Below are 24230 nucleotides of genomic sequence, written 5' to 3'. Positions count from 1 at the left end.
GATTCACTGATCGTTGACCGAAGATCCTTTCAAATGATTTTCTGCTCCATCTATCGGCTTCACTCTACATTATTCAGCAGAGAATAAATAAGGATAGACAGGTTGATCCCCTTGATGGATCTCGATTTCTAACTCAGCGTGTTTCTCGCTTAATTGATCCGCTAATGCTTGTGCTTGTTCTGCGGAACCATCTTCTCCGATTAAAATCGTAACGATCTCAGTATCTTCGTTGATCATTTGCTCTAACGTAGCAAATGATGTCGCTAACATGTCTGGATTAGAAATCACGATCTTGCCATCGATCATTCCTAAGAAATCACCTTCTGTGATTTTCACTCCATCGATCATCGTGTCACGGATCGCATGCGTCACTTGACCGCTGACAACGCTTGAAAGCATATCTGTCATCGTTGCTTTATTTTCTTCTAAAGTAGCTTGCTCATTGAAGGACAACATCGCTGTCAAACCTTGAGAAACCGTTTTTGAAGGTACTACAGCAACTGGAAGTTCAGCCACCTCAGCAGCTTGGTCAGCTGCCATAAATATATTTTTGTTGTTTGGTAAGATGATGACTTTATCTGCATTTACTTCATTGATTGCTTTCACGATATCTTCCGTACTTGGATTCATCGTTTGGCCACCACTGATCACGTAGTTCGCTCCTAAACTTTCAAACAACTCTTGCACACCTTTACCCGCTGCAATTGCAACGATTCCATAAGGCACACGAGGTTTTGCTTGTGAGACAGGCGCTGAAGGTGCTTGATCATGTTCCAAGATCGTTTCATGTTGTAGACGCATGTTGTCTACTTTGACTTTCACTAAGGAACCGAATTTTTGACCATAATTCATGACTTCACCAGGATTTTCTGTATGCACGTGCACTTTGATGATCTCATCGTCATTGACCACTAATAGAGAGTCACCCAATCCATCTAGATAGTTACGGAATTCTTCATAATCGAATGTACTATCTACTGTCGGCCCTTCGCCGATCTTCACCATGATTTCTGTACAGTAACCATAATGGATATCTTCAGTAGCTAATTGACCTTGCACGCTACGATGATGTTCTGCGTTCACCATATCATCCATTTGAGCAGGAGATGGTTCATAGACTTCATCTGCTTGATATTCTCCATTCAACGCAGTTAGAAAACCTTCATATACAAATAGCAGACCTTGTCCGCCACTATCAACAACGCCCACTTCTTTTAACACAGGCAATAAATCAGGTGTTTTAGCTAACGCGCGTTTACCACCTTTGACGACAGCAGTCATGACTTCGATCACGTCATCTGTTGACTTTGCTTTTTTCTCACCAGCTTTTGCAGCTTCTCTTGCAACTGTCAAAATCGTTCCTTCGACAGGCTTCATTACTGCTTTATAAGCTGTTTCAACGCCATGAGTGAAAGCCGCAGCTAATTCTGTAGCTGTTAAGACAGTCACGTCAGGGATTTGTTTTGAAAAGCCACGGAACAACTGAGACAAAATGACCCCAGAGTTTCCTCGGGCACCCATCAATAATCCTTTAGATAGTAACGCTGCTAATTCTCCTACCTTTTCAGAGGTAGAATCAACAACGGCTTTTGCGCCACTTGTCATTGATAAATTCATATTTGTACCGGTATCTCCATCGGGAACCGGGAATACATTTAGCGAATTGACATATTCTGCATTTTTTTGTAGCCGATTCGCACCGGACTGAACCATTTCTTGGAATTGGCTTGCACTAATTTCTGTTACACTCACCTAGATAATCCTCCTTCAGATCGACTGCTGAACAGTCAGCAAGTCTCCTGCCTAGTCTGGCAGTACACGAACACCTTGCACGAAGACATTTACTGAATTGGCTGTAACACCTAGTAAAGTCTCCAAGTTATATTTCACTTTTTCTTGGACATTACGAGAAACTTCCGAAATTTTTGTTCCATAACTAATGATCGTATAAACATCTACAGCGATCCCATTAGCTTCTTGGCGGACAACTACTCCTCTTGAGTAATTTTCTTTACGTAAAATTTCAGTGATATTATCTTTGATTTGATTCTTGCTAGCCATTCCTACAACACCAAATACATCTGTTGCGGCACCACCAACAACTGTTGCGATGACATCATTGGTAATTTCAATGGTTCCAGCTGACGTTTGAATTTTTACAGCCATGAATGAGCCTCCTTAACGGGTAAAATATTCCCATTTTTCTACTATCACATTTTATCATAGCGTCCACGGAAATAAAAGGTTGTTCCCTTAAAGTACTCAAAAACCATTGAAAAAAATAGGAAAAGACCTTGTTCACGTTACATTTAATCGATGAAAATGTCAACCAGATCTATGAAAATATGCTTGCAAATTCCCACGCTATATGATATGTTATTCTGGTATGAGCTGAATTTACTATTGCTCCAAATCAAGGCAAAGGAGGAAATTTACATGGCAAAAGTTTGTTACTTTACAGGTCGCAAGACAACAAGTGGAAACAACCGTTCACATGCGATGAACTCAACAAAACGTACTGTTAAACCTAACTTGCAAAAAGTTCGCGTATTGATCGACGGCAAACCTAAAAAAGTTTGGGTGTCAACTCGTGCGTTGAAATCAGGAAAAGTTGAACGCGTATAATTGAATGAAATGATTTGAACCGTTCAACAAAATGAACGGTTTTTATTTTTAACGAATTATTATCAAATGAGAAACATGTTCTCAACTCATTCGAATCAAGTAGATAAAATAAAAAAGGCTTAAAACAATCAATCACCCAGATAATTGTTTTAAGTCTTCTTTTATGTGCCACTATCCCTAAGATAGTGATAGGTATATGTTTTTTTATAATTGTTACAAATAAAACATAACGCATTTGCAAACGCCTGTCAACACTTTATTTTAAAGTAGAAAGTGTTTTCTTATTTTATGTTATTTTCTTAATAGAAATGTAATTTAAACAGACTGATGTTATTTAATTTTAAATGTAATTTTTTTATGAATTTGATTGTATTTTCAGCAAGTAAAATCATGAATGTGATAAACTAAATATAACTTCTTATAGAAATTTGGTGACTGAATTGTAATGAAAACAACATTGAAAAAATTCTTAAAAGAAAACGGCCGCTATGCAGCTGCTAGCTTCTTTATCCCTTTTCTGATTCTTTTATTGGTATATTTAAGTATCGGTATTTATCCAGGAAGTGATCGAAGTATCCTAGCAAGTGATGCTTTCTCACAATTTTCAAACTTTCATGCAAGCTTCCGTAACATGTTGTTAGGGAAACAAAGCATTTTTTACACGTGGAATGCTTCACTTGGTTTAAATTATCTATCATTGATTTCTTATTATTTAGGTGGACTTTTCACCCCACTCGTTTTATTGTTCCCTAATCAGCTGATGCCAGATGCCTTATATGTCATCACCTTACTAAAGGTTGGTTTCGCAGGCTTGTCTTTCTGGTTTTTAGCACGTAGCTATCGCATTCCAAATTGGGGACAAGTCGCATTAAGTGTGAGTTATGCGTCGATTTCATTTATCACTGCCCATTCACAGATCATTATGTGGTTAGACACCTTTATCTATCTTCCACTGATCATTTTAGGTATCCATCGGGTAATGGATCAAAAGAAACCCGTTTTATTATTTGTCAGCTACTTGCTTTTATTCCTGTCCAGTTTTTATATGGGCTTCATGGTCGGTGTTTTTTCCTTTTTATATTTTGTCACACGACTACTGACGAATTGGCGGGTATACAAAGGTTCGATCTTACCCTATGGCATCACTTCCTTATTAGCAGGAGGCGCTTCGATGGTGATCATCTTGCCAGCTATCCTCGATCTACGTTCCAATGGCGAAGCGTTGACGCAGATCACGTCCTTGAAGACAGAAGCGACTTCTTATTTAGATCTATTGATGAAAAATATGGTCGGTGTCTATGATACGACAAAATATGGTTCGATTCCTTTTATCTATGCTGGGTTACTTCCTTTGGCATTGTGTCTCTTCTATTTTGTCAGTCGTAAATTCCCGTTAAAGAATAAGTTGCTATTTGGTGGATTATTTGCAATCTTAATTGCTAGCTTCTATTTAGTACCTTTAAATTTATTCTGGCATGGGATGCACGCGCCAAATATGTTTTTGTTCCGCTATTCGTACCTGTTTTCTTTCCTCGTCCTCTTATTAGCAGCCCAAAGTTGGGAAAAGGTACAAGAGAACGATCACAAACGATTGCTAGGAGTTATCATCGTACTAGCAGCTGCTTTTGCTACCGCTTGGGGAATCAAACCAGCTGACAGCTATACGTATGTCACGCTTACGTCCTTTATTTTGACGCTGGTCTTTTTAGGACTGTATGCTTTGACGATCGGCTTGTTCCAACAACATCCATTTGACTGGAAACGATTGAGTATCCTCCTGCTCCTAGTAATGACAGCCGAAGCAGCAGTCAATACAAATAGCATGATCCATGGGATCCTCGATGATTGGAACTATGCCTCACGAAGTTTGTTTACAGAGCCATATCCTGAGATCAAAACATTAGTGAACGCATCGAAACAAGATTCAGATGCTTTTTACCGCTTAGAAAATCTTGATCCTGTTTCCCCAAATGACTCGATCAACTATGGTTATAGCGGGATCAGCATGTTCTCCTCCATCAGAAATCGAAACTCTTCCTCCTATCTGGACACTTTAGGCTTCCGTTCAAGAGGAACAAATTTAAATATTCGCTACAATAATAATACCTTGCTGATGGATGGATTTACGGGAATCAAATACAACATCGCTAAAAATGATAGTAGTTTCAATAAATATGGTTTCCAACCAGTCAAAGAAACGGAAAACTACACGTTGTTCGAGAACAACAATGCTGTGCCATTGGCGTTTAAAGCACCCTTGACGATCAATGAGATCGAGCAACCGGTGTCCGATAACCTAACGAGTCAAACGAATTTGATGAATGCTCTTTCTGGATTGAATCAACAATTCTTTACGTTCTACACACCGACCCTAAAAAGTCATGAAAACACAGAAATCGTCAACACGACAAATGGGGTCACGTATAAAGAAACAGCAAATAATTTACCAAAAGATTTAACTTGGGAAGTTCAAGTACCGGCGAATACTCAAGCGTATCTCAGTTTATTCCCGACGAATTTTGCCCAGTTAGAAAGCTCTACAGCAACTATTACCGTGAATGGAGTATCTAGAAAATCTCAACTCAATATCACTGGTCAATATTATGATTTAGGCTATTACCCACAAGATACGACTGTCACTTTCACTGCAAGCTTCTACGGAACAAAAGAAGTCAGCTTTATGGAACCAAAAGTGGTGGGACTTGACGTAGTGGCTTATCAAGCAGCAGTCAACCAAATCAGAAATAATGGTGTAGAGATGACTACGACTGGCCGAACAGCCACAGGTACAGTGAATGCGACGGAGAAAACGATGGTAGCAACCACGATCCCTTACGATGGCGGTTGGACAGCTAAGATCGATGGTGAAAAAGTCCCTGTAAAGAAATTCCAAGATGCCTTTATTATGATCGAAGTGCCTAAAGGCGAGCATACGATCACCTTTAGCTATCTACCAAATGGTTTCATCCCTGGCTTACTTCTCTTTATTGGATGTATTTCCTTGTTCCTCTTATATCTATGGTATCTTAAACGACAGCCATTTGGCGGTATCATCGATCCTACAAACGGCAGTGATGACAAGCGTCCAAGACGTGAGCGTCGTAGAGCAAGATAAAAAGAAAAAAGCGTTTCGGTGATTGCCGAAACGCTTTTTATTTATACTATTCGTATTTTACTTCATAGAGATACAAACCTTCAGGATGCGCAGTAGGACCGGCAGCATTGCGGTCTTTTTTAGCAATGATCTCCGGCAGACAATCTTCCGGCAAACGATCGTTGCCTATTTTTAATAATGTTCCGACTAAAATACGGATCATTTTATACAGGAAGCCATCACCACGAAACGTGAACGTCAGCTCATCGCCAGCTTCATTGACTTGCAAACTCGCTTCATAGATTGTCCGAACCTTGTCTTCGATCGAGCTTCCTGAAGCACAAAACGAAGTAAAATCATGCGTACCAAGTAAATCAGGCAATGCTCGCTCAATCTTCTTTAAATCTAAAGGATAAGGAAAATAGCTCGCATAATGTCTGCGAAAAGGACTACGTGGCTTGCCGATATCCACTTTGAATTGATACGTCTTTTCTTTAACGAGATAGCGTGCGTGAAAGGTCTCCGGCACGATCTCCACACTTTTTACCGCAATATCTTCTGGCGACTGTGTGTCTAACCCAAAACGCATCCGTTCCAAAGGTCGCTCTTCTGGATAATCAAAGTGAATGACTTGGCCGAGTGCATGAACCCCTGCATCTGTCCTACCAGATCCAAAAATCGTGATTTCTTTTCCATTTGCCATCTTCTTTAATGTTTTTTCCAGTTCTTCTTGGACAGTTCGTCCGTTAGGTTGTTTCTGAAACCCATTGAACTGTGTACCATCATAGGCAATGATTGCTTTATAGCGTACCATTCTTCTTCCCCTGTTCTCGTTCATCTTTGATCCGTTTAGCTGCGAAGGAACACTAGCACGACCGTCACGACCACAAAGGCAAGCATGACAATCGTGTCTTGCAAGTGCCAGTGAAGCACACGGTATTTTGTTCGTCCTTCTCCACCTTGATAGCCTCTTGCTTCCATCGCTGTTGCTAGATCTTCCGCACGATTGAAACTGCTGACAAATAGTGGGATCAGTAAAGGAATCACTGCTTTCATTTTTTGCACTAGACTGCCTTCACCAAAATCGACACCACGAGCGCGTTGTGCATTCATGATTTTCTCTGTTTCATCCATCAATGTCGGAACAAAACGTAAAGCAATCGAAAGCATCAAGGAAACCTCATGTACAGGAAAGCGCACAGCCTTCAATGGGCGCAACAAATATTCAATCGCATCAGACAATTCCAAAGGCGGTGTTGTCAGTGTCAACAATGTAGACATAAAGATGATCAAGACAAAACGACAAAAAATAAACAGTCCATTCATTACACCGAATTCAGTAATGTTAAAAATCCACCAACTCCAATAAGTTTCTCCACCGCTAGTAAACAGTACTTGCAAAGCAACTGTGAATAAGATCAACCAAATCAGCGGTCGGATTCCACGAATAAAGAATTTAATATCTACTTTTGACAAAAAGACAGTGAATAAAGTAAACACTGCTAATAAGGCATAGGTTTGCCAATTATTTGCTAAGAAAATAATGCCGATAAAATAGAAACTCGCTAATAACTTTGCTCGTGGGTCTAATCGGTGGATAAATGAGTCTCCAGGCATGTAACGACCAAAAATCAGTTTATTCATCATGAGCGGTACCTCCAACCAGTTTTACCAGTTGATCTGCTAGTGCTTCTGCAGTGATCGGCAGTTCATCAAAAGGAATCCCTTTTGCTCGTAGATCCTCTGCAAATTCAGTAGCTGTTGGCACTCCTAATTGGCGTTCCTTTAACCAAGAAAGGTGTTGGAACACTTCTTTAGGTTCTCCGCATTTAACGATCCGGCCTTTTTCTAACACATAAACAAAATCAGCATAATTTGCTACATCATCCATTAAATGTGTCACCAATACGATTGTGATTTGATGTTCTTGATGCAACCGCCAGAACATATCCATCATTTCTTTTCTTCCTTGTGGATCTAACCCCGCTGTAGGCTCATCTAACACGAGTACTTCTGGTTTCATTGCTAAGACGCCAGCAATCGCTACACGTCGCATTTGACCCCCAGACAGCTCAAATGGGGAGCGTTCTAGATACGTTTCATCTAAGCCGACTTGCTCTAATGTTTCTTTTGCTAGTAACATCGCTTCTTCTTCGCTAACACCAAAGTTTTTAGGTCCAAAAGCAATATCTTTTGCTACCGTTTCTTCGAATAGCTGTGCTTCTGGAAACTGAAAAACAATACCAACTTTTTTTCGAATCGGTTTCAAATTTTTATTATCTGTATCCGGTTTGATTTGACGATCGCCGATTTGAACGATTCCTTCTGTTGGTTTGATCAACGCATTCAAATGCTGAAGCAAGGTGGATTTCCCGCTTCCTGTATGACCAACTAAGGCAGTATAGCTGTTTTCTTTGATCAACAAATCAATGTCGAATAACGCTCGTTGCTCGAATGGTGTATTCGGTTGGTACGTAAAGTTTACTTTTTCAAAACGGATGTCCATAACCAATCCACCATCCTTTCTTCTGTCATGTATTCTTTAGGCACTTCAATGCCGCGTTCTTTCAAGGCACTTTTTAGTTTTTCAGGGAAAGGCAAATCTAAGCCGAGATGGATGAGTTCCGGTCCAGCAGAGAAAATCTCTTTAGGTGTTCCTTCATTCACTAATTCGCCTTCTTTCATCACAAAGATACGATTGGCATTCGCTGCTTCATCGATATCATGCGTGATTGAAATAACGGTCAATTGGCTTTCCTCTTTGATCTTTTTGATCGTCGTGATAACTTCTTCACGACCTTCAGGATCTAACATACTTGTCGCCTCATCTAAAATAATGATTTCTGGTCGGAGTGCTACAACACCGGCAATCGCCACACGTTGTTTCTGCCCACCAGAAAGACGAACGGGTTCTCTTGTCGCAAAATCAGACATCCGTACTTTTTCAAGGGCATCTTTTACTCGAACGACCATTTCTTCGCGAGGAATACCTTGGTTCTCTAATCCAAAAGCAACATCATCTTCGACTGTTGATCCAACAAATTGATTGTCTGGATTCTGAAAAACCATGCCGACTTTTTGACGAATCGCCCATATATTCTCTTCATTTAGTGTTTGGTTACCAACTTTGACTGTTCCAGATTCTGGCAGGAGTAATCCATTGATCGTTTTCGCAAGCGTTGATTTTCCAGAACCATTGTGCCCGATAATCGCGATCCATTCTCCTTTGTTGATCGTGAAAGAAACATCTTTCAATGCTGGTCGTAAATCTTCTGGTTGGTATTTGTAATTAATCTTTCCTAATTCAATAATCGGCTCCATAAGTACTCCCCTCATCCTAAAGTTCCTACTAACACTATCAAAAAAACGTTGAGTTTTCAATCATTTCTGATTTTTAAAATGTTTTTTTATACCTTCAATGCTGTCTTGACAGTTAATTGAAGGTACAAAAAAACACTTTATGATGAGTGCATACTCCCCAAACGGATCGCCTGGGGAGTAGCGCTGAGCTAGACTCGGAATAAGTAACTTCCAACATCATAACACTCTAAAAGAATCATCCATAAAGTGATGTTATTAGTGTGATTTTAGACAAGTTCTAAGACAACCATTGGTGCACCGTCTCCGCGTCTTGGTTCTGTCTTCAAGATACGAGTGTAGCCACCTTGACGTTCAGCATAACGAGGTGCAATATCGTTGAACAACTTTTGTAAAGCTGATTCGATAACGATTTCCTCATTTTCTTCACGCACGCTAGCAACTTCATTACGTACGAAAGCCGCAGCTTGACGACGTGCATGTAAGTCCCCACGTTTGCCTAAAGTGATCATTTTTTCAGCAGTTGAGCGAACTTCTTTCGCACGAGCTTCTGTAGTCACAATACGTTCATTAATTAATAAGTCAGTTGTTAAATCACGCAACATCGCTTTACGTTGGCTAGATGTGCGTCCTAGTTTACGATAACTCACGTTGGTTTCCCTCCTTCGTAAAAGGTTTAATCTTCTTTACGTAAACCTAAACCTAAGTCATGCAATTTTGCTTTAACTTCTTCTAATGATTTACGTCCTAAGTTACGGACTTTGATCATTTCTGGCTCAGATTTATTCGTAAGTTCTTGTACAGTATTGATTCCTGCACGTTTTAAGCAATTGTAAGAGCGAACAGATAAGTCTAATTCTTCAATTGTCATTTCTAACATTTTTTCTTTTTGTGTTTCTTCTTTTTCGACCATGATTTCAGCGTTTTTCGCTTCATCAGTTAGGTTGACAAAGATGTCTAAATGTTCAGTCATGATTTTTGCAGATAAACTCATTGCTTCCAATGGTTCGATTGAACCATCTGTCCAGATCTCCATCGTCAATTTATCAAAGTCTTCACGATGTCCAACACGTGTGTTTTCTACTTGGTAGTTGACACGACGTACAGGCGTGTAGATTGAATCGACTGGAAGAACACCGATTGGCATATCTTCTTTTTTGTTTTCATCTGCTTGAACATAACCACGTCCTGGTTTCACTGTTAAGCGAGCATGGAACGTAGCACCTTCAGATACACTACAGATGTACATATCTTTGTTAAGAATTTCTACCTCACTATCAACGATAATATCGCCAGCAGTTACTGTAGCAGGTCCGGTAATATCGATTTCAAGGGTTTTTTCTTCTTGACCATACATTTTCAGTGCTAAACCTTTAATGTTCAAGATGATTTGAGTGACGTCTTCTCTAACACCTTTGATGGTAGAGAATTCATGCAGCACACCATCGATTTGAATATTAGTGATGGCAGCACCTGGCAAAGAAGATAATAAAATACGACGTAGGGAATTCCCTAAAGTAGTCCCATACCCTCTTTCAAGAGGTTCAACGATGAACTTGCCATAATCTTTTTCTTCATCAATTTTTGCGATTCTTGGTTTTTCGAACTCAATCATTCTTATCTTTACCCCTTTCAAAACGAAAAGTGTCTTGTTCAATGACGTTACTAATAGAACTCAAAATGAGAGGCACTCATTAAACACGACGGCGTTTTGGAGGGCGGGCACCATTATGAGGAACTGGAGTCACGTCACGAATTGCAGTCACTTCTAAACCTGTCGCTTGTAATGAACGAATTGCTGCTTCACGTCCAGAACCAGGTCCTTTAACTGTTACTTCAACAGTTTTTAATCCGTGTTCCATTGCTGCTTTTGTAGCTGTTTCTGCTGCCATTTGAGCCGCAAAAGGAGTTGATTTTTTGCTTCCTTTGAAACCTAATGAACCAGCTGATGACCACGCTAAAGCATTTCCGTGAGTATCAGTGATCATGATGATTGTGTTGTTGAATGTAGAGTGGATATGTGCAATCCCAGCTTCTATATTCTTTTTCACACGGCGTTTACGATTCACTTTTTTTGCTACCATGAAGATTTAACCTCCTTCACTTAAGAATTATTTTTTCTTGCCAGCGATAGCGCGAGCTGGGCCTTTACGAGTACGTGCATTGTTTTTCGTGTTTTGTCCACGAACAGGCAATCCACGACGGTGACGGATTCCACGGTAAGAACCGATTTCCATCAAGCGTTTGATGTTTAAGTTCACTTCACGACGAAGATCCCCTTCAACTTTTAATTTATCTACTTCTGCACGGATAGCATCTGTTTGTTCATTCGTTAATTCACGAACACGAACATCTTCAGATACGCCAGCATCAGCTAAGATTTGTTTCGCAGTAGTGTTACCAATACCATAGATATAAGTAAGTGAAACTACTACACGTTTATCACGAGGAATATCTACTCCTGCAATACGAGCCATATTTAGTGCACCTCCAATTATCCTTGACGTTGTTTATGTTTTGGATTTGCTGGGCAAATCACCATAACGCGTCCTTTACGACGAATTACTTTACAATGTTCACACATTGGTTTTACTGATGGTCTTACTTTCATGATAATACCTCCTGTAGTTTTACGGAGTACAATTATTTAAAGCGATAAGTAATACGGCCACGGTTTAAATCATACGGAGACAATTCAACCGTCACTTTGTCACCAGGTAGAATACGAATGTAGTGCATACGAATTTTACCTGAAACAGTAGCAAGAACTTGGTGTCCGTTTTCTAGTTCAACTTTAAACATTGCATTCGGCAAAGTTTCGACGACTGTACCTTCGACTTCAATCATATCTTCTTTTGCCACGCACAGTACCTCCTTGTACTTGTTTCGCATTTTCACACGATAAAATGGCGGAAACTGCAGTTCCCACCTCAAAATTCTCAAAATGGATCATCTAGAGGATTCTCTAGAAGTCGGACTGACATATTCTATCATAATTTATTGAACTTGACAAGAGTAACTGCTTAATGCAAGTCGGCTACGGGCAATCGTGCTATTTTTCAATGATTTTTTTGACATCAGTAAATACAGCATCGATTTCACGATCACCATCGATAGTGTTTAGCAAACCTTGTTCTTTATAATAAGCCAAGATTGGTTCACTATTTTTGATGTTGATAGCCAGACGATTTTTAACCGTCTCAGGTTTATCATCTTCTCTTTGATAGAATTCATGCCCACCACAACGATCACATGTGTCTTCAACTTTTGTAGGGTTGAAAATTTTATGGTAAGTTGCTCCACAGTTACGGCAAATGAAGCGGCCTGCTAAACGCTCAACCAAAACTTCTTCACCCACGTGGATATCGATGACAGCATCAATTTGTTTATTTAAATCTTTTAGCATTGCATCTAGAGCTTCTGCTTGCTCGATCGTACGAGGAAAACCATCTAATAAGAAGCCTTTCTCTGTATCGGGTTCTGCTAAACGCTCTTTTACGATTCCATTTGTTACTTCATCAGGAACTAATGCACCTTTATCCATATAAGACTTTGCTTCCAAGCCAAGAGCTGTTTCATTTTTGATAGCTGCACGAAACATATCTCCTGTTGAGATGTGAGGAATCCCGTAAGCGTCAATGATTTTTTCCGCTTGAGTTCCTTTACCTGCACCTGGCAGCCCCATTAAAATGAGGTTCATTGCTTTCCCTCCTAATAAATGTGAGAACGTGTGTTGAGGAAAAAACCTCAACACGCTTTCTTACTCAATAAAGCCAACATATTTACGTTTCAGCATTAAGCCTTCTAACTGTTTCGCAGTTTCTAAAGCCACACCGATCACGATCAACAGACTTGTACCACCTAATCCGATTGATTGCGGCAGATCCCAAACCATTTGTGCAATGATTGGCAATAATGCCACTAAACCAAGGAATAGTGCTCCGACTGTACTTAATCGCATCAATAAGCTTGAGACATACTCTTCAGTTCCCTTACCAGGGCGTACACTTGGTATATAGCTTCCTTGCTTTTGTAAGTTCTCCGCTAATTTCTCAGGGTTAACTTGGACAAAGGCATAGAAGAACGTAAATGCGACGATCAATACCGTATAAATCGTTGCGCCAGGCACCGTATTATAGTTAAAGATCTCCATCATTATTTTATACCAGTTTTCAGATCCAAATCGGCCACTCAACGCTTGTAATACAGCATTAGGTGTTGCAATAAATGAACTTGCAAAGATAACCGGAATTACCCCAGCAGCGTTCACTTTCAACGGTAGATAACTACTTGTTGGCGCACCTGCTACACGTTTTGTGTACTGAATCGGAATCTTACGTTCAGCTTGTTGGAAAAATGTTACGAATGTCACGATTGCTAGAACCGCAACAAGTAAGATGGCAACGAAAATCGCAGATCTCCAAAGATTGGAAGAGTCGATGTTTACGAAGTAATCTTCGTAAATTTCTCGCACACTTTCCGGTAATCTTGAAATGATCCCTGCAAAGATGATCATTGACACACCATTACCGATACCTTTTTCAGTGATTTGTTCACCCAACCAAGTCACAAACATCGTTCCTGCCGTTAAGATCAAACCGATCGTCACGTAAGTAGAGATGTTTGGATTATTGACAAAACCTAATTGAGCGTATTGGTTGAATCCAGCAGTGATACCGACAGATTGGATAAATGCCAATACTAATGTCAAATATCGTGTTGCTTGGTTCAATTTTTTACGTCCAACTTCACCTTGTTTTGACCATTCAACAAAACGTGGAACGATATCCATTTGTAATAACTGGATCACGATCGATGCAGTAATGTATGGCGAAACCCCCATCGAAAAGATCGAGAAGTTTTGCATCGCACTACCACTGACCAAGTTCAACATGTTGAAAAATGGCAAGCTAGAAAGGTTTTGTAATGAGCTCGCATTTACGCCAGGAACAGTAATATGTGCCCCTAGACGAAAGACAAAGAGAACAAATACAGTGAAAAGGATTTTCGATCTAATATCTTTGACCTTAAAAGCGTCCTTTAATAGTTTAAGCATTAGATCACCTCAACAGAGCCACCAGCCGCTTCGATTGCTTCTTGTGCTGCTTTTGAGAATTTAGCTGCTTTCACAGTTAACTTTTTGTTCAATTCTCCGTTAGCTAATACTTTGATCCCAGCTTTTTCGTTTTTCACGATTCCAGCTTCTACTAAAGCAACAGGTGTTACTTCAGCTCCGTCTTCAAAGCGGTTCAAGACATCTAAATTAACGACTGCGTAGTCCTTACGGTTAACATTTGTAAATCCACGTTTTGGTAAACGACGGAACAATGGTGTTTGTCCCCCTTCGAATCCTAGACGTACACCACCGCCTGAACGAGCTTTTTGTCCTTTTTGACCACGTCCGGCAGTTTTTCCGTTACCTGAAGAAGTACCACGACCAACACGGTTACGTACTTGGCGTGAACCTTCAGCGGGTTTTAATTCATGAAGTTTCATAGGTTTGGCACCTCCTTAATTGTCCTAATTCTTATTTTAATTGTTTAATTAAACTTCTTCAACGTCCACTAAGTGAGAAACAGTGTTGATCATGCCTTTGATTGCTTCGTTAGAAGGCTTAACCACTGAGCTGTTAATCTTTGTAAGACCTAGCGCTTTAACAGTTGCGCGTTGGTTTTGAGGACGTCCGATAATACTGCGTTTTAAAGTTACTTTTAATTCAGCCATTATGTTTGTCCTCCTTATCCGATTAATTCTTCCACTGATTTGCCGCGAAGTTCTGCAACTTCTTCAGCACGTTTTAATTGTTTCAAACCTTCAACAGTTGCGCGAACAACGTTGATTGGTGTGTTTGAGCCTAAAGATTTAGAAGTGATATCTGCTACCCCTGCTAATTCTAATACGGCACGAACTGGTCCACCAGCAGCAACCCCAGAACCTTCAACAGCAGGTTTCATTAGGATTCTACCACCACTAAAAGCACCGATTACTTCGTGTGGGATTGTTGAACCAACCATAGGTACTTCAACTAAGTTTTTCTTCGCATCTTCAATTGCTTTACGGATTGCTTCAGGTACTTCTTGTGCTTTACCAGTACCAAATCCTACGTGTCCGTTTTTGTCACCGACAACAACTAAAGCAGCAAAACGTAGACGACGTCCACCTTTAACAACTTTTGTTACACGGTTAATTGCAACAACGCGGTCTTCTAATTCCAAATGTTTTGGATCGATATAAACCATGAATGGTATTCCTCCTTCTTCTAAAATTCTAGTCCATTTTCGCGAGCAGCTTCAGCTAAAGCTTGCACACGGCCATGGTAAAGGTATCCACCACGGTCAAAGACTACGACTTTAATGCCTTTTTCAGTTGCGCGTTCAGCAACTAATTTACCGACAGCTTGTGCTGCTTCTGTTTTTGTTCCACCTGAAATTTCTTTATCCAAGGTAGAGGCACTTGCTAGCGTTACACCCGCTACGTCATCAATAAGTTGCGCGTAGATGTTTTTGTTAGAACGAAAAACGTTCAAGCGTGGGCGCTCAGCAGTACCAGAGATAGTATTACGTACACGACGGTGTCTCTTTTGACGTGTTTTGTTTTTATCTGGTTTTGTAATCACAATTGTCACCTCTTTATTTTTATTTTTTCTACTGTCATGCAGTAGAAATGATCAGTTTTGAAAAAATAGAAGCTGCGGCACAAGTAAACTCTCTCTTAATGAAGAAATACTTCAGCAAAATCCTTTTTTCCTGCTGCTGGCTTCTATGCAATTTTTCGAAACGATTATTTACCAGTTTTACCTTCTTTACGGCGTACGAATTCGCCAACATAACGAATACCTTTACCTTTATAAGGTTCTGGAGGACGAGTACCACGGATGTTCGCAGCTAATTCGCCAACTTCTTCTTTGTTCGCACCCTTCACAATTACTTGTGTGTTAGATGGCACTTCAACAGTAATGCCAGCTGGTGGTGTGATTTCTACTGGATGTGAGTAACCAACGTTCAATACAAGTTTTGTTCCTTGCATTTGCGCACGGTACCCAACCCCGATTAATTCTAATCCTTTTTGGAATCCTTCACTAACACCTACAACCATGTTGTTGAAGTTAGCACGAGTAGTTCCATGGATAGTTTTCATTTCTTTACTGTCGTTTGGACGAGTGAATGTCACTTCGTTTCCTTCGATATTCATTTTGATATCAGCAGAAAACTCACGAGTCAATTCCCCTTTTGGTCCTTTAACTGTAATGTTGTTTCCATCTTGAGTGATTGTTACTCCTTCAGGGATCACAACGATCTTATTTCCAATACGGCTCACTTAAAGACACCTCCTTGTAGATTCTACTTGATTACCATACGTAAGCGATAACTTCGCCGCCGATGTTTTTCTCACGAGCTTCTTTATCAGTGACAACACCTTCAGAAGTCGAAATAATAGCGATACCTAAGCCATTTAAAACTTTTGGCACTTCGCCAGCTTTAACATAAACACGTAAACCTGGTTTAGAAATACGTTTTAAGTTTGTAATAACACGTTCGCCGCTTTTACCGAATTTTAGGAAAACACGGATCACGCCTTGCTTGTCATCTTCGATATATTCAACATCACGAACGAAACCTTCACGTTTCAAGATTTCAGCGATGTCACGTTTAATTTTTGATGCAGGAACTTCTAAAGCCTCATGTTTAACCATGTTTGCATTACGGATACGAGTTAGAAAATCTGCAATTGGATCTGTCATGACCATTGAACTTTTACCTCCTTCTTATGCGAATTTACTTTTTTACCAGCTAGCTTTCTTCACGCCGGGAATTTGACCTTTATAGGCAAGTTCGCGGAAGCAAATACGGCAAAGATGGAACTTACGATAAACTGAATGTGGACGTCCGCAACGTTCGCAACGAGTATAAGCTTGTGTTGAATGTTTTGCAGGACGTTTGTTTTTAGCAATCATTGATTTTTTAGCCACGTAGTTCGCCTCCTTTAATTATTTTTGGAATGGCATGCCTAATTGTGTCAACAACTCACGAGATTCTTCATCTGTGTTCGCTGTTGTTACAATAACGATGTCCATACCACGTACTTTATCTACTAAATCATAATCTACTTCTGGGAAGATCAATTGTTCTTTAATACCTAAAGTGTAGTTTCCACGACCATCAAAGGCTTTTTTACTTACACCATGGAAGTCACGTACACGTGGTAGAGAAACTGATACTAATTTATCTAAAAATTCGTACATTCTTTCTCCGCGCAAGGTAACTTTTGCACCAATTGGCATTCCTTCACGTAAACGGAATCCAGCGATTGATTTTTTAGCTTTTGTAATCATTGGTTTTTGTCCAGTGATCAAAGTTAGTTCTTCAACTGCTTTGTCTAAGTTTTTAGCGTTTGATACCGCATCACCAACACCCATGTTGATGACGATTTTTTCAACTTTAGGTGTTTGCATAACAGAGCTATAGTTAAATTTTTCCATCAATGATGGAGTTACTTCTTTAAGATATTTTTCTTTTAGGCGGTTCATTCAGTAAGACCCTCCTTCCTTAAACTTTTTATTTATCTAAAACTTCACCGGTTTTTTTAGAAACACGGACTTTTTTTCCGTCTACTTCTTTGTAGCCAACACGGCCAGCTACACCAGTAGAGTCGATGACCATCACGTTAGAAACGTGAAGTGGCGCTTCCATCTCAACAATCCCGCCTTGAGGAGCAGCTTGAGAAGGTTTTTGGTGTTTTTTGATCATGTTCACACCTTCGACAACCACTTTATCCTGTTTAGGAAACGCTGCTAATACAACGCCTTCTTTGTTTTTGTCTTTACCGGTGATCACTTTAACTTTATCGCCTTTTTTAACAAACATACTGTTTCGCACCTCCTTTGTTAAGTGTCTCAAGATTATAAAACTTCTGGTGCTAGAGAAACGATCTTCATGAAGTTGTTTTCACGTAGTTCACGTGCAACTGGCCCAAAGATACGTGTTCCACGAGGGCTTTTATCATCACGAATAATCACTGCAGCATTTTCATCAAATTTGATGTATGAACCGTCTGCACGACGAGCTCCTGATTTTGTACGAACGATAACGGCTTTAACGACGTCACCTTTTTTGACAACCCCACCTGGCGTTGCTTGTTTAACCGTAGCAACGATCACATCACCGATATTCGCAGTTTTGCGACCAGCTCCACCAAGGACTTTGATCGTCAAAATTTCACGTGCGCCTGAATTATCAGCGATTCTTAAACGACTTTCTGCTTGGATCACGTTGTGTATCCTCCTTTCAGATTTTGCATTCAATCTACATAGGAAAATCTCGTGTTATTAGATAATAACTGCTTCTTCGACTATTTCCAACAAACGGAAACGTTTTGTAGCTGATAATGGACGAGTTTCCATAATTCTCACGATGTCGCCAACTTTTGCTGTGTTGTTTTCATCATGTACTTTGTACTTCTTAGAGTAGTTCATGCGTTTACCGTAAATAGGGTGGTTTTTCTTTGTTTCGACAGCAACGGTAATTGTTTTATCCATTTTGTCTGATACCACGCGACCTTGATAAACTTTGCGTTGATTTCTTTCTTCAGTCATACGCTTAATGGCCTCCTTCCATAATTACTTAGCTTGTTCACGCAAAACTGTTTTGATGCGTGCAATCGATTTACGTACTTCTTTAATACGTGCAGTGTTTTCTAATTGACCTGTTGCTAATTGGAATCTAAGATTAAACAATTCTTCTTTTAATTGTTTTTCTTGATCAAGCATTTCGGCAGTGGTTAATTCTCTGATTTCTTTAACCTTCATTCGATTCACCACCCATTTCCTCACGTTTTACGATCTTAGTTTTCATTGGTAATTTGTGAGAAGCTAAACGTAATGCTTCACGAGCTACTTCTTCAGATACGCCTGCGATTTCAAACATGATTTTACCACGTTTTACTGGTGCAACCCATCCTTCAGGAGCCCCTTTACCTTTACCCATACGAACGCCGATCGCTTTAGATGTATATGATTTATGAGGGAAAATTTTGATCCATACTTTCCCGCCACGTTTCATGTAACGAGTCATAGCAATACGAGAAGCTTCGATCTGACGGTTTGTGATCCAGTGTGATTCAACAGCTTGTAAGCCGTATTCACCGAATGCTACTTCTTTTCCGCCTTTTGCTTCACCACGCATTTTTCCGCGGAATTCACGACGGTGTTTTACACGTTTAGGTACTAACATGTTTATTTCCCTCCTTTCTCAGTGTTTTTTTTAGTTGGAAGAATTTCTCCACGATAGATCCACACTTTAACTCCTAGTTTTCCGTATGTTGTATCTGCTTCTTCCCATGCGTAATCAATATCCGCACGCAAAGTGTGAAGAGGAACTGTTCCTTCTGAGTATCCTTCTGAACGAGCGATATCCGCACCGTTTAGACGTCCAGATACTTGAGTTTTGATACCTTTAGCGCCAGAACGCATTGAACGTTGGATGGCTTGTTTTTGAGCGCGACGGAATGCAACACGGTTTTCTAATTGACGTGCAATTCCTTCACCTACTAATTTAGCATCTAAATCTGGTTTTTTGATTTCCACGATGTTGATATGGATTCTTTTACCAGTTAATTTGTTTAATTCTTTTCTTAGGTTTTCGACTTCAGATCCGCCTTTACCAATAACCATACCTGGTTTAGCTGTGTGGATTGAAATGTTTACGCGGCCAGTTGCGCGTTCGATTTCAATTGTTGATACAGCAGCATCAGCAAGTCTAGTTGAAATAAATTTACGGATTCTTAAATCTTCGTGTAAGAACTCTGCATACTCTTTTTCAGCAAACCATTTTGCATCCCAGTCGCGGATGATGCCTACACGCATTCCAATTGGATGTACTTTTTGACCCACAGATTATCCCTCCTTATTTTTCTGATACGACTACCGTGATATGACTTGTACGTTTGTTGATTGGTGAAGCTGAACCTTTTGCACGTGGACGGAAACGTTTCATTGTTGGTCCTTCGTTGACAAATGCTTCAGATACTACCAAGTTCTCAACATCTAAGTCAAAGTTGTTTTCTGCATTTGCAATTGCTGACATCAATACTTTCTCGATGATCCCAGCAGATTTGTTTGGTGTGAATTTCAAAATTGAAATTGCATCCGCAACACTTTTACCTCTGATAAGGTCAATTACTAGACGCGCTTTACGAGGTGAAGTGCGAACTGTTTTTGCAGTTGCTTTAGCTGATGTGATTTGTTCTGCCATTTGCTTTTATCCTCCCCTCGAATTAGCGTCTCGTTTTCTTGTCGTCAGCAACATGCCCACGATAAGTTCTAGTTGGTGCGAATTCACCTAATTTGTGTCCTACCATATCTTCTTGGATGTAAACTGGTACGTGTTTACGTCCATCATATACTGCGATGGTATATCCAACAAAACTTGGGAAAATTGTCGAACGACGAGACCAAGTTTTGATTACTTTTTTCTTTTCGGCCCCTGCTTGAGCTTCAACTTTACTCATTAAATGCTCATCAACGAAAGGCCCTTTCTTTAAACTACGACCCATGGTGAACCTCCTCTCAAAATGTGCGACACATGGTCAAAGTAATTATTTATTTTTACGACGAACGATAAGTTTGTCTGATTTAGCTTTCTTGTTACGAGTTTTGTAACCAAGAGCTGGTTGACCCCAAGGAGAAACTGGAGCTTTACGTCCGATTGGAGCTTTACCTTCACCACCACCGTGTGGGTGATCGTTAGGGTTCATTACGCTACCACGTACAGTTGGGCGTTTACGCATCCAACGAGAGCGGCCAGCTTTACCAATATTGATAAGTTCGTGTTGTTCGTTACCTACAGAACCGATTGTTGCACGGCATGCAGCTAAGATCATGCGAACTTCACCAGAGTTTAAGCGGATCAATACGTATTTGCCTTCTTTACCAAGTACTTGAGCACTTGTACCAGCAGAACGGATCAATTGTCCACCTTTACCAGGTTTCATTTCAATATTGTGGATCACAGTACCAACTGGAATGTTTTCTAAAGGAAGAGCATTTCCGACTTTGATATCTGCTTCTGGACCTGAAACAAGTTTCATTCCAACTTGTAGTCCTTTTGGTGCTAAGATGTAAGCTTTCACTCCATCTTCATAATGTACTAACGCGATGTTAGCTGAACGGTTTGGATCATATTCGATCGTTTGAACAGTAGCAACAACGTTGTCTTTGTTACGTTTGAAATCGATCACGCGGTATTGGCGTTTGTGTCCGCCACCTTGATGACGTACAGTGATGCGGCCGTTGTTGTTACGTCCAGCATGGTTTTTCAATGGCTGTAACAATGTTTTTTCAGGTGTTGATGTTGTGATTTCAGCAAAATCAGAACCTGTCATGTTACGACGGCCATTTGTGGTAGGTTTGTACTTTTTAATCGCCACGTTTTCCCCTCCTAATTTAATCAGTCATCGAGCAATGCTTATTCAGCAGCATCGAATAATTGGATTTCTTTTGAATCTTCAGTCAATGTAACGATCGCTTTGCGACGTTTTTTCGTATATCCTGCATATTTGCCCATACGTTTGAATTTCGCACGTACGTTCACGATGTTCACGTTTTTGACTTTTACGTCAAAAGCAGCTTCAACCGCTTGTTTTACTAAAGTTTTGTTTGCGCGAGTGTCTACTTCGAAAGTATATTTCTTGTCATCCATGGCAAGCATTGATTTCTCAGTGATCACTGGGCGTTTGATTACGTCTAGTAAGTTCATTATGCAAGCACCTCCTCAATTTGAGTAAGAGCAGTTTGTGTTGCTAAAACTTTTGTATTTGATACAACATCTAGAACGCTAACGTTATCAGAAGTTACTACAGAAACGTTTGATAAGTTACGTGCAGATAAAGCTGCAAAGTCGTTACCAGGTTCTAGTACAACCAATACTTTAGAGTCAATAGATAATTTAGCAAGAACTTCTTTGAATTCTTTTGTTTTTGGTGCATCAAAGCTTAATCCTTCGATTGCTACCAAGTTGTTTTCAGCAACTTTTTCTGACAATACAGATTTCATTGCTAAGCGACGAACTTTTTTAGGAAGTTTGTAGCTGTAAGAACGTGGTGTTGGTCCGAAGACTACGCCACCTCCACGCCATTGTGGTGAACGGATTGATCCTTGACGAGCACGACCAGTTCCTTTTTGGCGCCATGGTTTACGGCCACCGCCTCGAACAGCGCTACGGTTTTTAACCGCATGAGTTCCTTGTCTTAATGATGCACGTTGCATAACGATTGCGTCGTATACAACACTTTCATTTGGTTCAATTCCGAAGATTTCTTCGTTAAGAGTGATTTCACCGTTTTGGCTTCCATCTTGTTTGAATAATGCTACATTCGGCATTCCTTAGTTCCTCCTTTCTTCCTACTATTATTTAGCTTTCACAGCTGATTTGATAGTGATTAATGATTTTTTCGCTCCAGGAACGTTACCTTTGATCAAGATTACGTTTCTTTCAGCATCTACACGTACAACTTCCAAGTTTTGGATAGTTACGCGGTTGCCACCCATACGGCCAGCAAGACGTTTGTTTTTGAATACACGGTTAGGTGCAACTGGACCCATTGACCCAGGACGACGATGGTAGCGAGAACCGTGAGCCATTGGTCCGCGGCTTTGGCCGTGACGTTTGATAACCCCTTGGAATCCTTTACCTTTCGTAGTACCTGTTACATCAATAATGTCTCCTGCTTGGAAAACATCAACTGTAATTTCTTTTCCTACTTCATATTCTCCTAGCTCAACATTTTTGAATTCACGAATGAAGCGCTTAGGAGCCGTGTTTGCTTTTGCAACATGACCTTTCGCAGGTTTGTTTGATAAAACTTCACGCATATCTTGGTAACCAACTTGAATAGCTTCGTAGCCATCAGTTTCCATTGTTTTTACTTGTAGTACTACGTTTGGCGTAGCTTCTACAACAGTAACTGGAATTAATTCGCCAGATTCAGTGAAGATTTGTGTCATTCCCACTTTTTTCCCTAAGATTCCTTTGGTCATGAGTACACCTCCATTATTATTAGTTTAGTTTTTATAGTTTGATTTCGATGTTAACACCTGATGGTAAGTCAAGCTTCATTAAAGCATCAACTGTTTTTGGTGTTGGGTTCACAATGTCGATAAGACGTTTGTGTGTACGCATTTCGAATTGTTCGCGTGAATCTTTGTATTTGTGCGTCGCACGAATAACTGTGTAAAGACTGCGTTCAGTTGGTAATGGAATTGGACCAGAAACGCCAGCTCCAGTTCTTTTTGCAGTTTCCACGATTTTATCCGCTGATTGATCTAAAATACGGTGTTCATACGCTTTTAAACGGATACGAATTTTTTGTTTTGCCATCTTGTTCCCTCCTTCGCCTATTTTGAAAAGTAGACATAGCTCCACGAAAATTTCCGTCACGCTCGTTCGTGGCAAAGCGTCCGGGCGTGTCGCAACCTCTCGTTTCTTAGCCGACAAAATCATTTTGATTTCGTCTGTGCCATTCACCTAAGGTAAACGCACCTTTGTCATTATAATATATCTAAATGCACAACGCAAGGTTTTTTTGCTGTAAAAAACATTTTATTTTCATAAGTTTTCATTTTATTGAGAAAAGAGAAATCCTTCTCTATTTACAAGTGAATTTGCTGTTTTTCTTTTAGTTTCTTCCAACTATGCCAGAAAAAGCCAACCCTCAACATGGAGAGTTGGCTCAAAACATTTCTTTATGTATTACTTGCAAAAGTGAAGGATCAACGGCGAACAATGAACTTTGCTATTTTTTTGATAAGCAGTACCAAAAGATACATTAAATAAATAAGAAATCCTATAAAGACAAATTGAAAGAAGCGAACCATGAATACTAGGTCGAAAGAAAATCTTAACCAACCTATCCATAAAATTGCAATAAACAACAATTTTACTCTTAGATTTATTCTTCTAATAAATAGCCATGAGAGAAAATCATCTGTCGGTTGTTTTGTAGCCTTGTATTCTCTAAGTATTTTCATCGAACGACAGCCTCCTAGAAAAAGCATGATGGTATATATTTTATAGTAGAATGTTTCTTTCCATAAAATCAATTATAAACGAACAAGGAGGTGAATGCTTGTGTTGTTTTCATCTATGTCATTGTTTGGGTGGGGACAGCACACACATGATCACAGGATTTAATTAAGAGG

38 protein-coding genes are annotated in these 24230 nt (G+C 40.0%); 2 read left to right on the top strand and 36 right to left on the bottom strand.

Features of this window, described 5'->3' with window-relative positions; translation table 11 throughout:
* Nucleotides 1–69 precede the first annotated feature (69 nt).
* Together IGL24_RS00615 and IGL24_RS00610 are read right to left on the bottom strand one after the other, a co-directional pair.
* Nucleotides 70–1752: a DAK2 domain-containing protein gene (locus tag IGL24_RS00615; RefSeq protein ID WP_207115359.1), complete on the bottom strand. Its 1683-nt coding sequence runs from the start codon at nt 1750–1752 to the stop codon at nt 70–72.
* Between the two features lie 51 nt (nt 1753–1803).
* A complete protein-coding gene (locus IGL24_RS00610) occupies nt 1804–2166 on the bottom strand; it encodes an Asp23/Gls24 family envelope stress response protein (protein WP_010720424.1) in 363 nt (120 codons plus the stop codon).
* A gap of 270 nt (nt 2167–2436) precedes the next feature.
* On the opposite strand from IGL24_RS00610, the gene rpmB reads away from it, so the two are divergent.
* Both rpmB and IGL24_RS00600 read left to right on the top strand, forming a co-directional pair.
* Nucleotides 2437–2625, top strand: a complete 189-nt coding sequence (rpmB, locus tag IGL24_RS00605; protein ID WP_206854589.1) for a 50S ribosomal protein L28 — start codon at nt 2437–2439, stop codon at nt 2623–2625.
* 445 nt (nt 2626–3070) lie between these two features.
* On the top strand, nt 3071–5740 hold the full coding sequence (locus tag IGL24_RS00600; protein WP_207699903.1) for a YfhO family protein: 2670 nt from the start codon (nt 3071–3073) through the stop codon (nt 5738–5740).
* A 46-nt stretch (nt 5741–5786) separates the two neighbouring features.
* On the opposite strand, the gene truA is transcribed toward IGL24_RS00600, so the two are convergent.
* The 34 genes from truA to IGL24_RS00430 form a co-directional block, all read right to left on the bottom strand.
* The gene (gene truA, locus IGL24_RS00595) at nt 5787–6533 is read right to left on the bottom strand and encodes a tRNA pseudouridine(38-40) synthase TruA (RefSeq protein WP_206854596.1); all 747 of its coding nucleotides are present in this window, start codon (nt 6531–6533) and stop codon (nt 5787–5789) included.
* 35 nt (nt 6534–6568) lie between these two features.
* Nucleotides 6569–7366: an energy-coupling factor transporter transmembrane component T family protein gene (locus IGL24_RS00590; protein ID WP_207115362.1), complete on the bottom strand. Its 798-nt coding sequence runs from the start codon at nt 7364–7366 to the stop codon at nt 6569–6571.
* Nucleotides 7356–8225 (bottom strand): energy-coupling factor ABC transporter ATP-binding protein, encoded by an 870-nt coding sequence (locus IGL24_RS00585; protein WP_206854599.1) that lies wholly within the window; start codon nt 8223–8225, stop codon nt 7356–7358. The genes IGL24_RS00590 and IGL24_RS00585 overlap by 11 nt, the downstream gene beginning before the upstream one ends.
* Nucleotides 8201–9040 (bottom strand): energy-coupling factor ABC transporter ATP-binding protein, encoded by an 840-nt coding sequence (locus IGL24_RS00580; protein ID WP_207115363.1) that lies wholly within the window; start codon nt 9038–9040, stop codon nt 8201–8203. Before IGL24_RS00580 ends, IGL24_RS00585 begins: the two co-directional genes overlap by 25 nt.
* Nucleotides 9041–9306: 266 nt before the next feature.
* A complete protein-coding gene (gene rplQ / locus IGL24_RS00575) occupies nt 9307–9687 on the bottom strand; it encodes a 50S ribosomal protein L17 (RefSeq protein WP_010734449.1) in 381 nt (126 codons plus the stop codon).
* Nucleotides 9688–9713: 26 nt separating this feature from the next.
* A complete protein-coding gene (locus IGL24_RS00570) occupies nt 9714–10652 on the bottom strand; it encodes a DNA-directed RNA polymerase subunit alpha (protein ID WP_005880735.1) in 939 nt (312 codons plus the stop codon).
* 79 nt (nt 10653–10731) lie between these two features.
* Complete coding sequence (gene rpsK, locus IGL24_RS00565) at nt 10732–11121, bottom strand: 30S ribosomal protein S11 (RefSeq protein WP_010734450.1); 390 nt, start codon at nt 11119–11121, stop codon at nt 10732–10734.
* A 27-nt stretch (nt 11122–11148) separates the two neighbouring features.
* Nucleotides 11149–11514, bottom strand: a complete 366-nt coding sequence (gene rpsM / locus IGL24_RS00560) for a 30S ribosomal protein S13 (protein ID WP_206854604.1) — start codon at nt 11512–11514, stop codon at nt 11149–11151.
* 17 nt (nt 11515–11531) lie between these two features.
* Nucleotides 11532–11648 (bottom strand): 50S ribosomal protein L36, encoded by a 117-nt coding sequence (gene rpmJ / locus IGL24_RS00555; protein WP_002288710.1) that lies wholly within the window; start codon nt 11646–11648, stop codon nt 11532–11534.
* A gap of 32 nt (nt 11649–11680) precedes the next feature.
* Complete coding sequence (gene infA, locus IGL24_RS00550; protein ID WP_002288695.1) at nt 11681–11899, bottom strand: translation initiation factor IF-1; 219 nt, start codon at nt 11897–11899, stop codon at nt 11681–11683.
* A 190-nt stretch (nt 11900–12089) separates the two neighbouring features.
* Entirely contained in the window at nt 12090–12737 is a 648-nt protein-coding gene (locus IGL24_RS00545) for an adenylate kinase (RefSeq protein ID WP_206854606.1), read from the bottom strand.
* A gap of 60 nt (nt 12738–12797) precedes the next feature.
* Complete coding sequence (gene secY / locus IGL24_RS00540) at nt 12798–14093, bottom strand: preprotein translocase subunit SecY (RefSeq protein ID WP_206854608.1); 1296 nt, start codon at nt 14091–14093, stop codon at nt 12798–12800.
* Nucleotides 14093–14533 carry a 50S ribosomal protein L15 gene (gene rplO, locus IGL24_RS00535; RefSeq protein WP_010734454.1) on the bottom strand — a complete coding sequence of 147 codons (441 nt, stop codon included), beginning with the start codon at nt 14531–14533 and terminating at the stop codon, nt 14093–14095. Before rplO ends, secY begins: the two co-directional genes overlap by 1 nt.
* Before the next feature lie 48 nt (nt 14534–14581).
* On the bottom strand, nt 14582–14761 hold the full coding sequence (gene rpmD, locus IGL24_RS00530; protein WP_206854611.1) for a 50S ribosomal protein L30: 180 nt from the start codon (nt 14759–14761) through the stop codon (nt 14582–14584).
* Between the two features lie 14 nt (nt 14762–14775).
* Entirely contained in the window at nt 14776–15276 is a 501-nt protein-coding gene (gene rpsE, locus IGL24_RS00525) for a 30S ribosomal protein S5 (RefSeq protein WP_002288681.1), read from the bottom strand.
* Nucleotides 15277–15296: 20 nt separating this feature from the next.
* Nucleotides 15297–15653 (bottom strand): 50S ribosomal protein L18, encoded by a 357-nt coding sequence (rplR, locus tag IGL24_RS00520; protein ID WP_010734457.1) that lies wholly within the window; start codon nt 15651–15653, stop codon nt 15297–15299.
* Nucleotides 15654–15817: 164 nt separating this feature from the next.
* Complete coding sequence (rplF, locus tag IGL24_RS00515) at nt 15818–16354, bottom strand: 50S ribosomal protein L6 (RefSeq protein ID WP_206854614.1); 537 nt, start codon at nt 16352–16354, stop codon at nt 15818–15820.
* Between the two features lie 31 nt (nt 16355–16385).
* Nucleotides 16386–16784 carry a 30S ribosomal protein S8 gene (gene rpsH, locus IGL24_RS00510; RefSeq protein WP_010734459.1) on the bottom strand — a complete coding sequence of 133 codons (399 nt, stop codon included), beginning with the start codon at nt 16782–16784 and terminating at the stop codon, nt 16386–16388.
* A 36-nt stretch (nt 16785–16820) separates the two neighbouring features.
* Entirely contained in the window at nt 16821–17006 is a 186-nt protein-coding gene (locus IGL24_RS00505; protein ID WP_002356214.1) for a type Z 30S ribosomal protein S14, read from the bottom strand.
* Nucleotides 17007–17024: 18 nt separating this feature from the next.
* Nucleotides 17025–17564 carry a 50S ribosomal protein L5 gene (gene rplE / locus IGL24_RS00500; protein WP_034689410.1) on the bottom strand — a complete coding sequence of 180 codons (540 nt, stop codon included), beginning with the start codon at nt 17562–17564 and terminating at the stop codon, nt 17025–17027.
* A 28-nt stretch (nt 17565–17592) separates the two neighbouring features.
* Nucleotides 17593–17901 carry a 50S ribosomal protein L24 gene (gene rplX / locus IGL24_RS00495; protein WP_010734461.1) on the bottom strand — a complete coding sequence of 103 codons (309 nt, stop codon included), beginning with the start codon at nt 17899–17901 and terminating at the stop codon, nt 17593–17595.
* Nucleotides 17902–17936: 35 nt separating this feature from the next.
* The gene (rplN, locus tag IGL24_RS00490) at nt 17937–18305 is read right to left on the bottom strand and encodes a 50S ribosomal protein L14 (protein WP_429968370.1); all 369 of its coding nucleotides are present in this window, start codon (nt 18303–18305) and stop codon (nt 17937–17939) included.
* A gap of 57 nt (nt 18306–18362) precedes the next feature.
* Nucleotides 18363–18629 (bottom strand): 30S ribosomal protein S17, encoded by a 267-nt coding sequence (gene rpsQ, locus IGL24_RS00485; protein ID WP_010734463.1) that lies wholly within the window; start codon nt 18627–18629, stop codon nt 18363–18365.
* Between the two features lie 24 nt (nt 18630–18653).
* A complete protein-coding gene (gene rpmC, locus IGL24_RS00480; RefSeq protein ID WP_002288664.1) occupies nt 18654–18842 on the bottom strand; it encodes a 50S ribosomal protein L29 in 189 nt (62 codons plus the stop codon).
* On the bottom strand, nt 18832–19266 hold the full coding sequence (gene rplP, locus IGL24_RS00475) for a 50S ribosomal protein L16 (protein ID WP_010734464.1): 435 nt from the start codon (nt 19264–19266) through the stop codon (nt 18832–18834). The genes rpmC and rplP overlap by 11 nt, the downstream gene beginning before the upstream one ends.
* A 2-nt stretch (nt 19267–19268) precedes the next feature.
* Entirely contained in the window at nt 19269–19925 is a 657-nt protein-coding gene (rpsC, locus tag IGL24_RS00470) for a 30S ribosomal protein S3 (RefSeq protein WP_010734465.1), read from the bottom strand.
* Between the two features lie 13 nt (nt 19926–19938).
* Nucleotides 19939–20286, bottom strand: a complete 348-nt coding sequence (rplV, locus tag IGL24_RS00465; protein WP_010734466.1) for a 50S ribosomal protein L22 — start codon at nt 20284–20286, stop codon at nt 19939–19941.
* A 22-nt stretch (nt 20287–20308) separates the two neighbouring features.
* Nucleotides 20309–20587: a 30S ribosomal protein S19 gene (gene rpsS, locus IGL24_RS00460; RefSeq protein ID WP_010734467.1), complete on the bottom strand. Its 279-nt coding sequence runs from the start codon at nt 20585–20587 to the stop codon at nt 20309–20311.
* 42 nt (nt 20588–20629) lie between these two features.
* A complete protein-coding gene (gene rplB, locus IGL24_RS00455) occupies nt 20630–21460 on the bottom strand; it encodes a 50S ribosomal protein L2 (RefSeq protein WP_010734468.1) in 831 nt (276 codons plus the stop codon).
* A 38-nt stretch (nt 21461–21498) separates the two neighbouring features.
* Complete coding sequence (gene rplW / locus IGL24_RS00450) at nt 21499–21789, bottom strand: 50S ribosomal protein L23 (protein WP_034689412.1); 291 nt, start codon at nt 21787–21789, stop codon at nt 21499–21501.
* Nucleotides 21789–22412, bottom strand: coding sequence for a 50S ribosomal protein L4 (gene rplD / locus IGL24_RS00445; protein ID WP_010734469.1), 624 nt, complete (start codon nt 22410–22412; stop codon nt 21789–21791). The genes rplW and rplD overlap by 1 nt, the downstream gene beginning before the upstream one ends.
* 27 nt (nt 22413–22439) lie before the next feature.
* Nucleotides 22440–23069 carry a 50S ribosomal protein L3 gene (rplC, locus tag IGL24_RS00440; RefSeq protein WP_002290445.1) on the bottom strand — a complete coding sequence of 210 codons (630 nt, stop codon included), beginning with the start codon at nt 23067–23069 and terminating at the stop codon, nt 22440–22442.
* Between the two features lie 31 nt (nt 23070–23100).
* Nucleotides 23101–23409, bottom strand: a complete 309-nt coding sequence (gene rpsJ / locus IGL24_RS00435) for a 30S ribosomal protein S10 (RefSeq protein WP_010734471.1) — start codon at nt 23407–23409, stop codon at nt 23101–23103.
* Between the two features lie 392 nt (nt 23410–23801).
* Nucleotides 23802–24059 (bottom strand): hypothetical protein, encoded by a 258-nt coding sequence (locus tag IGL24_RS00430; protein ID WP_429966270.1) that lies wholly within the window; start codon nt 24057–24059, stop codon nt 23802–23804.
* Nucleotides 24060–24230: the final 171 nt, after the last annotated feature.

It is taken from the genome of Enterococcus sp. DIV2371 (genome assembly GCF_050498525.1).
Taxonomy (GTDB): Bacteria; Bacillota; Bacilli; order Lactobacillales; family Enterococcaceae; genus Enterococcus_B; species Enterococcus_B mangumiae.
The sequence above is the reverse complement of the archived record's forward strand: the minus strand, read 5'-3'. Positions and strand labels throughout refer to the sequence as shown.